Source organism: Hoylesella loescheii DSM 19665 = JCM 12249 = ATCC 15930 (genome assembly GCF_000378085.1).
In the GTDB taxonomy this organism is placed as follows: domain Bacteria; phylum Bacteroidota; class Bacteroidia; order Bacteroidales; family Bacteroidaceae; genus Prevotella; species Prevotella loescheii.
In genome coordinates this window covers 265181-278413 of sequence record NZ_KB899212.1, presented here as the reverse complement: position 1 = coordinate 278413, position 13233 = coordinate 265181, and the positions used below count along the sequence as shown (strand labels likewise).

Genomic DNA, 13233 nt, shown 5'->3' with positions numbered 1-13233 from the left:
TTAGTTTTACTTATCATTACATAGCAGTTGGTGTAGATACGTGTTTTTCATGTTAGCCTTGTCCAAAACACACCTGTTTAAAACCACAAACAACACAAAACGGTCTAGGCATAGGCGAGAAAACCTTGCGCTAACTACCACGTAGCAGTTAGCCAAGAAGCATAATCCGCCCCCTTAAAGAGCAACTCACACCATCTCTTCTATGGCATTTTCAACAACAACACGTCTGCTTTCGAAAGCCCCAAAATAAGCCTTTGCAATGCATTTATTGGTAAGGCATCACCCTATTGCTATTCTGGAGAGTTGGTCCACATAAGATGGAACGCTGCTCCATTTCATCTGGAACATTGCTCCATATCATCTGGAACACAGTTCCAGCATACATGTAACAACCGAAATATTCATCTACTATCTATCAACGACATAACCTATCGACTTCAAAAGGTAAAAGACGAAAAGGCGAAAGATGGCATACCTGCCCTTAAATACGCTTCCATTTAACTCTTATATCTTTTTATACATTGATTTTTTCACCTTTCCATCCTTTCACCCTTTCACCTTTTCACCTTCTCACCTTTTCACTTCTTCACCCTTTCCACCTCTTCACCTTTTCATTTTTTCACTTCTTCACCTTCTCACCTTTTCACTTCTTCACCTTTTCACCCTTTCATCTTTTCCTACTCTACCACAATAAACTCGATATCCACGATGCCCTTTGGCGCAACGCGCGTATTGACTGTTCGGCTTCTTCTAAGCGTTTTCGGCATCAACGGACTATAACCGAGCACGTGATACATACGCTCCGTTTGGTTCTTGGTAAAGGTGTGGCCCAAGCTTAGGGCATAATCCATGATGTTGTTAGAAGTGAACGTTTTGCCATCGCTTCCCGTTCGCTTTAATAATTCGTTGAGATCCGCATTATGAGCATTGTGCGTTTTAACGTACTCTGTCAAGAAATTGTCGTATGCCACCTTATTATATGTTGGCGTGTCTTTACAATAATCGGTATCTTTAAAACCATCTAGATATTCCCCATTCTCTTCTCCAAACACGTGGAAAAGTCCCAAATAATGTCCCAGTTCGTGTGCAAGCGTGACATTGAAGTCGGCAGAGTGGATCGTAAAAGTACGCAAGTTGGGCCAATCGTTATAACGGTTTGACTCTTGGTTAACATACTTGCTGTTCACCGACACGCAGAAAGGGGTTGTCAAATTCTCCAAGGTTAGATAGTTGCTATTAGCCACCACCAATCCCTCCAACTCATGATTGCCCTTTGAAGACACGGCCATGTGGCTCACGCCGAGCGTCGTTGCATTCTCTTTAGGCTGCTTGAAATGGTACACGTACACGTTAATATACTTGTTTGGGTCCCACATATATTGCTTAAATTTGCCAGTCTTGTCGTTCATCAGCACGTAAGGATCGATGGGATACTCGTTCTTTCCAAGCTTGATATATTCCACACCAGGAGCGTCGAGCCGCTTTCCTGCATCGGCGGTTGATGCAAGCGTAAAGGCAATATTTGTGCTTTCACCCCCACTGTAAGTGCCACGATACAACTCATTGACGTTATTAAGCACCTGCCTTAGTCGGTTGGCTGGCACTTTCTGCGTAGCGTCGTTCTCATCGGCATAGAAAACATGGAACACAACAGGCAATATACTTACAACCGTAGGATCTATGGGCTCGGGGCCAGGGGAGGTTCTAAGTTCATCCTTACTACAAGCAGCCAGCAACACGAGCGCTGCGACCACCATAAAAAGTGAAGACAAATACTGTTTCATTACATTGTAAATATTTAGATTAGACGAGACGCCAACCTGCTTTACAGGCAAGAAGAGATACATTGCGCCACTACAAAAATACGACAAAAGAGCGATAAATTCATCTCCCACACGAAAAAACAGCAATAAAATTTTGCCATTAACAATTTATTGCCTACCTTTGCACTCGCTTTTAAGGCAACTTAAAGGCTATGTTCGGGATTTAGCGCAGTTGGTAGCGCACACGTCTGGGGGGCGCGAGGTCGCTGGTTCGAGTCCAGTAATCCCGACAGAAGAAAAGGAGTTACAACCACAAGGTTGGCAACTCCTTTTTTTTGTTGGCACGGTTCTCTATTTCCAAAAACCACATCTTGAACACTGTTATTCGCATTACTGAATATTGAAATACCAAGCAAATAACACTTTGTAGGCTTTTTTGTTGTCAGTTATTTACTTTTTATTTAAATTTGTTGGCGAATAACAACTGCTTACCTTGCTATGTGTTGTGCGCCACAGGGCAGTCTACTATTAACTATTACTCGACTGCTTAATCCGAATAATGTTTTCCTTGTGGCTTGAGTGGGCATGTTTTTCACCCCCACGCGAGTGACGCGGCCTAGGTCATTAATGACAGAAGGTGCAGCCCAACGATGCACAAATGGAAGAAAAAGAGAATAAAAAGACGAGGATCGAACCCTGTTAGAGCAGGCTATCCCTGCATTATTTAGTTCCTCGACAAAACCTAAATTGACACTTACTATATAATTAATCTTTAAACATGACAGAAATGAACGAAAAGCTGAAAAAGTCGCACGCCTTTTGGCGAATGTGCCTAACCGCATTAATATGGATGCTGGCCAGCACACTTTATGCGCAAAACATCACGGTAAAGGGAACCGTGAAAGACCCGACGGGCGAACCCGTTATCGGCGCTTCGGTAACGGTGCAAGGCACACGAACGGGTACTGTTACCAACATTGATGGAAATTATTCTATCGAATGTTCGCCACAGTCAACGCTCGTGTTCTCGTATCTGGGTTTCAAAGCCAAGAGCGTTGCCGTTAACGGACGCCAACAGGTGGACGTGGACTTTGAAGACGATGCCACCGCACTGAACGAAGTGGTGGTGACGGCTCTGGGTATCAAACGCCAAACCAAAGCTCTGGGATACGCCGTAACCGAACTGAAGAGCGACGAACTGGAACGCGCCAACACCGTTTCGCCCGTAACCGCACTTCAAGGAAAGGTGGCTGGTGTGGAGATTAGCCAGTCAGACGGTGGTATGTTCGGCTCTACCAAGATACAGATAAGAGGTGCATCCACGCTGAACGCCAACAACCAACCCATCTTCGTGGTAGACGGCGTGATACTAGACAATGCCACAAGCCGTTCGGGCGACGCCGACTGGAATAGCAACATCAACGACTATGGTAACCAACTGAAAAACCTCAACCCCGACGATTTCGAGAGCGTGAGCGTACTAAAAGGTGCTGCTGCAACGGCCTTGTATGGTTCGCGTGGTTTGAATGGTGCCGTGGTTATTACCACCAAGAGCGGTAAAGCAGGTAAAGGGGTAAGCGTACGTTTCTCGCAAACCGTGGGTTTGGAAACGGTTTATCGCTCGCCCGACTTGCAGAACAAGTATCTTGTGGGCGCGTTCCCTGGCGGAGTGGGGTACGACGAGTACTATACGAAGACAGGTAACACGTGGGGAGACAACATGTCGTCGTTTGCAAGAAACTCAAAAGGCGACTATTCGTTTATCGAACAATATGATAATGGTCTTGCTTGGGGGCCTGAAATATCGTGGGCCGAAGGCAAGCAGTTTGAGCAATACGACGGTACCATGGGTCCTGCCCGCATCTTTAAGAACAATTATAAGGATGCCTACGATACTGGCTTTAACACCAATACCAACATATCGTTGCAAGGTGGAAACGACCGAACGCAATTCTACGCCTCGGCTTCTTACAAGTATAATAAGGGCACAACGCCACGTAACACCTTCAATCGTTTCTCTTTCCTAGGTAAGGCTTCTCAGAAGGTGGGCGACATCATGACCGTAGATTTCAGCGTAAACTTCACCCAATCGCAGCCACGAAACGCTCCTTTGAACATCGGCGAATACTTTGCAAAGGGCACTTTCCCCCGCGAATACGACGTTAACCGCTATCGCCACCTGTACAAAGGCGAACATGGCGGATTGGCCGACGGAAAATATGGCGACCAATATCGTTCCGTTCCTGGTAGGGGGCTATGGTGGAGCATTTACGAAAACGACTATCGGCAGACCGAAACGGTGTTCCGCCCAGTGCTCAACCTCAACGTTCAAGCTTTACCTTGGCTGCAATTGTCGGCTGGAGGCTCGCTCAACTACTATGCCGTTAGTGGCGAATATAAAGAACCTGGCAGTGGTTATGCCAACGAAGGAGGAAGTTATTCCCTGTCGCATACCCAAACCACGCAAGAAAACTTTTATGTTGGAGCCAACGTTAACTATCAAATCAACGACGATTGGGAGGTGCATGGATTCTTGCGCGAGGAGTATTTCAACCAATACGCACAGCTACATTCGGAAAAAACTAACGGTGGATTGATTGTACCTAACCAGTATTTCATCAAGAACTCTAAGCTTCAGCCCGACGTTGATACCTATAAGTTCAACACCAAGCGCATCGTTTCTACCATCTTTATGGTGGGTACAAGCTGGAAGAACCAACTGTTCCTCGACGTAACAGGCCGTAACGACTGGTCGTCGTCGCTTGTATATAGCTACGGCAGGGGTAACTTCTCGTACTTCTATCCCTCAGTTTCTGGTTCGTGGATTATCACCGAAAGCTTTAAAGACAAGCTTCCCAAGTGGATTAGTTTTGCCAAAGTGCGCGGTTCGTGGGCACAAGTGGGCAACGACACATCACCCTATTACATCAACTCGGGCTACGAAATTGCCACCTATCAACGTGGCGACAAGAAGGTGTATGGCATGAAAATACCCGACAACATGAAGAGTACCGACTTGAAACCCGAACGTAAGAACGCGTGGGAAGTGGGTCTCGACTGGCGTTTCCTTGACAGTAGAATTGGCTTAGACTTCACTTATTACAAGGAAAACACACGCGACCAAATCATGACCATTGATGTACCCAGACCCTCGGGCGTAAGACAAAAGCTCATCAATGCCGGTAACATACAAAACTCGGGTATAGAAATAGCCCTTAATACCACGCCATATAAACGCGGCGATTGGCAATGGGACCTTAACCTAACCTACACCCGCAACCGCAATAAGATTGTGGAGCTAAGTCCCGATGTTGCCTCGTACATCAACTTGGATGGTGCGGCCACCTATGGCAACTACCGTATCGCATCCGTTGCCAAAGTAGGATCAGACTATGGTATGCTTATGTCCGACTCGTGGATTAAGACCGACGAGAAGACAGGCAAGCCCATCATCGGTTACAGCAACAACTATCGTACGGTTTATTACAAGCGTGGCGGAACGGTTAAAGAAGTGGGCTCCATGTTGCCCGACTTCCTTGGCACGGTCAACACCACCCTACGCTGGAAAGACCTCAGCCTGTATGTGCTCTTCGATGCACGCTTTGGCGGTTACGTGGCTTCGTACAACTCGCGCTACTCCACAGCATACGGATTCTCGGGCGCATCCGAGAACTATCGTAAGGGTATGACTTGGACCAGCCGATACGACAACGCAAAGGACAAAACCTTTACCGATGGATTTATTCCTGATGCCATTTTCGACAAAGGAACTGTTGTAACTGCCCCCGATGGCACACAACACGATGTTAGTGGCATGACTTATCAACAGGCTTACGAAAAAGGCTATGTAGAACCTGCACACATGCAAAGCCACGGTTACTTTAAGAACAGTTGGGGCCAAGGCGTTATCAACGACGACTGGTTTAAGAAACTAAACTACATTGCCTTGCGCGAAGTAACCTTATCTTATAACGTTCCGCGCAGACTTTGCGGATACATCGGAGCCAAAAGCTTAGCATTGAACCTCACGGGTCGCAACATAGCCTACCTGCTTAACACCGCACCCAACCACGAAAACCCCGAATCGGTTCGTGGAACAGGAGCCGCACAGTTCCGTATGCGTTCGTTCATGCCTTACACGGCTAGTTATCTCTTCACCCTAAACGCCACTTTCTAAACGCATTGTCATCATGAAACAGAATATTTTCAACTTCAAATCCCTAGCTATGGGGCTCTGTACGGCATGCTTGGCCCTAACAATGGGATGCAGCGAAAGCGATTATGCCGACATCAACACCGACCCATCGAAGGTTACAAAGGGCGATCCCATCTTCCTCTTCACGCAAGCGCAGGTGGAATATCAGCCTTTCGACTACCTGTTGTGGTTCTACGATGGAGCCTACACCTCAAAGTTTGTGCAGGCATATACGCCCGCAGCTAGTTTCAACGACCTCTTTAACAAGATGGCCGAATTAGGTGGCGTGGGTTCGCAGAGCATCCGCGTTAAGCTTTACGAAAACGAAATAAACAGCGTTCTCGCAACTATGCCTGCCGATAAGGCAGCGCAATACACGCACCTGTCGGCTATGGCCAACGCCTTATCTGTGTATATGGCGCTCTTCGACACCGATCTCTTCGGCTCTAGACCCTACTCTGAGGCCGCAAGAGCAAGGCTTGATGGTACGCTTACTCCCAAATACGACAGTCAGCCGCAGCTTTTCGACCAATGGCTGAAAGAATTGGATACTGACTTAGAAAAGCTGAAGGTTACCACCACGCAGATAACCGTCGGCAACAGCGACCTTGCTTACGACGGCGATGCGGCTAAGTGGGTGAAGTTCATCAACGGCATCAAACTTAAAATTGCCGTGCGCATGCTGCATCAAGATAAGGCACGAGCCATAAAAATTGCCGAAGAGGTGGGTGCAGACAACGCCAACGTGATGCAAAGTATCACCGACGACTATGTGTATAACAAGGGTACGGGTGGCGATGGAGGCAACAACACCTATGGAACAGACAATAGCGTGAACCTAGGCGTGAGCAGCAAAAACGTTATCGACTTTATGCGCCGCAACAAAGACCCACGTATGCTCGTGATGTTTACCAAGAACGACTTCAACTCGGAGGTGATTCAGGCCTTCTTCGATGCGCAAGCTAGGGGCGATAAAGACTGCGCCGTTCCTAAGTATATTCTCGACCAAGTGAACTATACCACTGATGCGAAGGGACATAAGCATTTTGCTAGCTGGAAAGGCGACGGCGAACCATGGGTGCGCTATCATGGTTTGCCCATCGGTATAAAACTTTCTGACGACGCACAATATACCGGCGACAACAACTACTTTGTGGCTACACGATGGAAAGTAACCGATGGAGACAAGTCGAAAACCTACTCGCCACTATCGTATTTCAATGAAGAGCTAGTGCGCGGACGTGTAGACTACACCTTCCCCACAGCTCCCAAAGGTAAGGTGGTGCAAGACGTGGAAGACAATCCGTTGTACGAAATGACGCTCTCTACGGCCGAAATGAACCTCTACTTGGCAGAGTTTAAGCTGTTGGGAGCTAACTTGCCACGCACGGCAGCCGATTATTTCAAGGCTGGCGTTGAGGCTTCGGCACAGGCTTACAACCGTATGGCCACGCTTAACAAAATTCCTTATTACGATAAGGCGCATTGCAACGACCCACTAGACAAGCCCGTTACATACGAAGCCGATGCGATCAAGGCCATGATGGCCAATGCCGACTATCAGCTTACGGGCGATCGCGACGCCGACTTGGAGAAGGTGTACATCCAACTCTACCTACACTTCTACTATCAGCCACTCGAACAATTCGTAACCGTTCGTCGTTCGGGTGTGCCAAAGGTGGGTAGTACGCTCATTCCATGGGTGGCTTTGAAGCCCAGCAAGGATATTCCGCGCCGCTTCTATATCGCTCAACCCGAGCCATCCGATAAGATGAGGGCTATCATTGAGGCAGCCATGCACGAACAAGGATTTAGCTTTACCGACGGACAAAATCCCGAAGTGCTTAACGCCGAAAGAGTGTGGTACGACAAGGGAGCACCTAACTATGGCGAAGGACCAAATTATTAATGTAAGTAAACAAGTTAACAAGTAGACGAGTTAACAAGCGGATGCGTTAACAAGTAAACGAGTTAACAAGTGGACAAGTAAATAACTGAATCGGTTGACGAGTTGAAGAATGAACTGGTTGACAAGTCGATAAGTTAACAAGGCCACTTACTAACAAACTTACAATTACATTTTAGATAAAGGGGGCACCATACTGTGGTGCCCCCTTTTTTATTAACTGCCTTAAATGCCTATCTTGCTCGCCCATATTGTTACGTAAGTTCGGGATAAGATACCATGCCTTTTGAACAAAACTAGGTAGGTAAAGACATGGCGATCTCGCTAACTACCGCGTAGCGGTTGGTCATTTAGGGACAAACATCATTCAACAACTTTATTTAAACATGCCTATTAGCGGCCCGTATTGCATGAACTACCGCGTAGCGGTTGGCCATTTAGGGACGAACATCATTCAACAACTTTATTTAAACATGCCTATTAGAGGCCCGTATTGCATGAACTACCGCGTAGCGGTTGGTCCGTTGGTAGGGCAGGGTTGCGAACGAAGTGAGCTACCCTGCCTTGCAGATGGAATAATAAAACTAGGCCGAAGGTCTTGGTCTTTTTACGTTTACCACATCTGTTATCTAGTCGATAGACGGATACGAAGGCAAATGCGATTGATGAGGAACATTGTTTTTCGCCATTCGCTTTCCATAAGCAGATTGTTCAAACGTAAAAAGACCAAGACCTTCGGCCTAGCTTTGTTCACCTACAACTTAGGCAGGGTAGGTCGCCGCTGCTCCCAACCCTGCCCTATTAACGGACCAACCGCTACGCGGTAGTTGGCATAACGAGTCTCTCTTATCACGAACCTGCGCACTGTTTGTAAATATTTTGTACTAGATTTTAACATCGTGAGTGCCTGTCTAATTCACAAACGCGCCATCCGACTTGCATTTAGCCGATTCTCGCGAAAGAGCCGTAATCGACTGATATCCTTCCGCTTACACAATCCTAACAGACAAAACGAGAGGTTTTAAAGGGCATTTAAACATGTTTATTACTAGTTGTGAGCATTCCAGGCATAAATTTTAAGTTGGCGATTTCTCGTCTCATGCTTTCTGTTTTGTAAGGTCCAATTTGACGTTTTTCCACTTCTTTCCTTGCGTTTTAAGGTAAAACGGCGTGTTATCGTTAAGATGCAACCTTGTTCCATATAAGCTGGAACAAGGTTCCAGATGATATGGAACGTTATTCCAACTTATCTGGAACAGGTGTCCCGCTTATAAAAAACACGGCAACCAGCCTATTAATACGCTACAAACGACAATGTCGTAGCGTTCGTTAGTTTGTAAAATTGGAGGCGCGAGAATAACGTTGCCTTGTCGTTTGGTGAAATCGGGAGTTGATAAAACATGCGCGACGGTGGGTGGAATTTGGTGTGGCGAGGTAGAAAAAGAAAGTCGTGAAGATATGTTTTTACCACTTTTCGCAGAACAACTCTTCTAGAATAGGACAGAAAAACAACATCTGTTTGTAAAGATTAATTACCACATTTAACGCCATCAGAGAACTAAGGGCCAATTGAATTTGTATATACGGTTTGGCCCACGTTGTTGAATCTCCGCTTGAAGAGCGTCCTATTCACCACGTATTGACGCATCCTTCATAGCTTTTGCATTGCTATCATCTCACATTCAAAACCCGTTTACACCTTATTATATGCCAGTTTGGGATAAGACGCCATACGTTTTAGAGCATGGCAAAGGCGTAAGCGGAAACTATTATGCTAATCGCCATACGGCTGCTGGCGCTTCGCTGTATTTGTAGGCGAACTATTATGAATTACGTAAATTGAGGATAAAAACGATGCTTTTTGAACAAGATTAGATAAGAACAAATGGTTATCCCACCAAATACCACGTTGCGGGTGGCCCGTTGTTGGGCAGGGGTACTATCGAAGTGAGCTGTCTTACCTTGCAGGTGCACATAAAACGACATGAAAGAGACAATCCCAAATAAGATATTTTATTATATCGATGCAAATAATTAGATATTTATAGAATTTTATCAATTCAAATGTGTCTACGCAGAAAATCTTTAATAAATTTGCACCCGCTACCTGAATTTATTTCGTATATATAAACTTTTTGACAAATATAGATATGAAAAGATTTATCTCCAGAAAGCAAGAGATGCGACTTGGTCATCTTTTGCGAAGCACCACATTCTTATGTGGCATGATGCTTCTACCTTCGCCCATGGTGGGAGCACCCAAAAGCAATATTCAACAAACACAGTCTACCGAACAAATCAAGGGTTCGATAACCAGCGACACTGGCGAACCATTGACTGGTGTAACAGTGAAAGTAGCAGGCGGACAAGGAACCATTACCGATATCGATGGTAACTTTTCTGTTAATGCCACACCTGGCACCATGCTTACATTCTCTTACACGGGCTTCAAAACCCAAACGGCTAAGGCACAAAACGGGATGCGCATTGTGCTAGAAAGCGATGTAAGCAATTTAAATGAAGTTGTTGTGGTGGGTTATGGCACACAAAAGAAAGCCAACTTAACGGGAGCAGTGGCCTCGGTGAATGGTGCCGTGCTAGAGAATCGCCCAATAAGCAACATCGGACAAGGATTGCAAGGCGTGGTTCCTAACCTCAACGTTACAATGGGTAGAGGTGGCGCGCCCGGTGCAAGTTCCTCGTTTAATGTTCGCGGAACGACTTCGCTCAATGGCGGCGAGCCTCTTGTATTGGTAGACAACGTGCAAATGGACCCCAACCTAGTGAATCCAGACGACATTGAATCTATCTCCGTGCTAAAAGATGCTGCTTCTGCAGCCATCTACGGTGCCCGTGCAGCCTATGGCGTAATCCTCATTACAACCAAGAAAGGAAAGCTAAACGCACGCCCAACGGTTCAGTTCTCGGCTTCGGGATATTGGCAAAAGCCCGCCGTTGAAATGCATAATGTGAGTTCGCTGGACTATCTCAAAATGATTGACATTGCCTATCAAAACAGCGGTGGTAGCGGTCACTACTTCAACCCCTTAGTATATAGCTATGCCGAGAAGTATGCTAATGGCACTTATGACAAGCCCGTGTTCTTTGACAGCAGCTACAGCACCTCTAAATATGGCTACTGCGGAAACACCGATTGGTGGGATGAGCTGTACAAAACCTCTTTCTCGCAGATTTATAATGCCAGCATTAGCGGTGGAAGCAAAAAGACGAGTTACTACGTTTCGCTGGGTGCCAACAACCAAGGAGGTATCTTAAAAGCCACAGACGAAAAGTACAACAAGTATAATGCAAACATCAATATAACTTCAGAGGTAACGCCTTGGATGGAAGTTTCTGCCAAGATTGCACATACCTATACAACGGAGATACACCCAACAGGCGGTACAACAGCAATGAATTCCACACCATATTCGGGAATATCGGCTTATAGCGGTATGATGAAGTCGGACCTTAGCCCACTGATGCCCGTGAAACATCCTGACGGACACTATGCAGGACAAGGAAACTTTACCAACCCCGTTGCTATTCAGGCACAAGGAGGAAATGCTCACTATCGCCAAAACGACCTGTGGATGACAGGAGCCGTAAAGCTAACCCCCATTAAGGGACTTATCATTAATGCCGATTACACTTGGAACTTCTATGGCCTCTCATCAACGCAACATGTGCGCAACTTCTACGACTACACTGCCGTTCCGGGTACAGAGAACTATTACCCCTGGACAAACCCAAGCAGCGTAACCAAAGCCAACAATGACGACTACTACTCTTCGTTTAATGCTTTCGCCGAATATTCGTTGGCATTGGCCGAAAATAGCCATAACTTCAAGTTCATGGTGGGCTACAACCAAGAGAAAAAACGCACGCAGTATTACTATGCAGGAAGAAAAGACCTGATTAATCCAGACAACCCTGCCATCAATCAAGCTACTGGCGACATGGCCATCGATGGCAACATGGGCCAATGGGCGGTAAATGGAACTTTTGCCCGCATCAACTACGACTACAAAGGACGCTATCTTCTCGAATTGAATGGACGCTATGACGGCTCTTCGAAGTTCAAAAAAGGCTATCGTTATCAGTTCTTCCCATCCGTTTCACTTGCTTGGCGCGTATCGGAAGAGAAATTCTTCGAAAGCATGAAGACATGGTGGGACAACCTGAAACTACGCGCCTCTTACGGTTCGCTAGGTAATCAGGTTGTAAGCGGCAACTTCCCCTACCTGGCCACCTATGGCATAAACAGCAAATATGGCGCATTGTTGGGTGGCAAGCTCCCCGTAGCCATTACCGCACCTGGCCTTGTTAGCCCTTCTTTCACATGGGAGACCGTTGACCAAATCGACTTAGGACTTGATGCAAGCTTCCTTCGCAACCGTCTGAATGTGTCTTTCGACTGGTATCGCCGTAACACCAAAGACATGCTTGTAGACGGCGAAGTGCTACCTGCTGTACTGGGCGCAAAGGTTCCAAGAATGAATGCCGCCGACTTAAAGACCTTGGGTTGGGAGTTGTCGCTAGAATGGAACGACCGTCTGCCCTTTGGCTTGTCTTATCACGTCAAGGGTGTGCTTTCTGATTACCAATCAACCATCACCAAGTTTAATAACCCCACTGGGCTTATCAGCCAATACTATGTAGGACACAAATTGAATGAGATATGGGGATATGTATCTAACGGACTCTTCCAAAGCGACGAAGAAGCTGCCGCTCACGCCAATCAGTCTTATCTCTATGGCGGTAAATGGGGTGCAGGCGATGTACGCTATGAAGACCTGAATGGTGATAAAAAGATCGATATTGGCGACAACACCTTGGCTAATCCTGGCGATAGAAAAGTGATTGGAAACAGCACGCCACGCTTTGCCTATGGTATCACAGCTGGATGCGAATATAAAGGCTTCGACTTTGAAATGTTCTGGCAAGGTATAGGCAAGCGCGATTGGTTCCCTGGCTCAGGTTCTGCAGCCTATTGGGGATTTACCAACGAGTGGCAGACTCCGTTAACAACCTCTCTCGACTATTGGACAACAGAAAACCGAAACGCGTTCTTCCCCAAACTGGGATGGTCTAATGGCGGTAACCGCGCTATAAGCTCGCGCTATTTGCAAAACGCCAGCTATTGCCGCCTCAAGAACGTAACGCTAGGTTATTCACTACCCAAAGCAATACTCGATAAAGTTGGCGTCTCGCGCCTCAGAGTGTACATCACAGGCGAAAACCTCTTCACATTTACTCCACTTATCAAGGCATTCGACCCAGAAACCTTAGACAACATGACCTACCCCATCAACAAGAAGATTGCAGTAGGTATGAATTTAACTTTCTGATGTGTCACTTTATAAATA

At 46.5% G+C, this 13233-nt stretch carries 4 protein-coding genes and 1 tRNA gene; 4 read left to right on the top strand and 1 reads right to left on the bottom strand.

Annotation, left to right across the window (positions count from 1 at the left end):
* Positions 1-677: 677 nt before the first annotated feature.
* Positions 678-1784 carry a zinc-dependent metalloproteinase lipoprotein gene (locus F453_RS0104780; protein ID WP_025789912.1) on the bottom strand — a complete coding sequence of 369 codons (1107 nt, stop codon included), beginning with the start codon at positions 1782-1784 and terminating at the stop codon, positions 678-680.
* A 196-nt stretch (positions 1785-1980) separates the two neighbouring features.
* On the opposite strand from F453_RS0104780, the gene F453_RS0104775 reads away from it, so the two are divergent.
* The 4 genes from F453_RS0104775 (at position 1981) to F453_RS0104745 (ending at position 13215) form a co-directional block, all read left to right on the top strand.
* A tRNA-Pro gene (locus F453_RS0104775) sits at positions 1981-2053 on the top strand.
* Between the two features lie 497 nt (positions 2054-2550).
* Entirely contained in the window at positions 2551-5940 is a 3390-nt protein-coding gene (locus F453_RS0104765) for a SusC/RagA family TonB-linked outer membrane protein (RefSeq protein ID WP_025789911.1), read from the top strand.
* Positions 5941-5953: 13 nt separating this feature from the next.
* Positions 5954-7867: a SusD/RagB family nutrient-binding outer membrane lipoprotein gene (locus F453_RS0104760; protein WP_025789910.1), complete on the top strand. Its 1914-nt coding sequence runs from the start codon at positions 5954-5956 to the stop codon at positions 7865-7867.
* A gap of 2147 nt (positions 7868-10014) precedes the next feature.
* Positions 10015-13215, top strand: a complete 3201-nt coding sequence (locus tag F453_RS0104745) for a SusC/RagA family TonB-linked outer membrane protein (RefSeq protein WP_026292455.1) — start codon at positions 10015-10017, stop codon at positions 13213-13215.
* Positions 13216-13233: the final 18 nt, after the last annotated feature.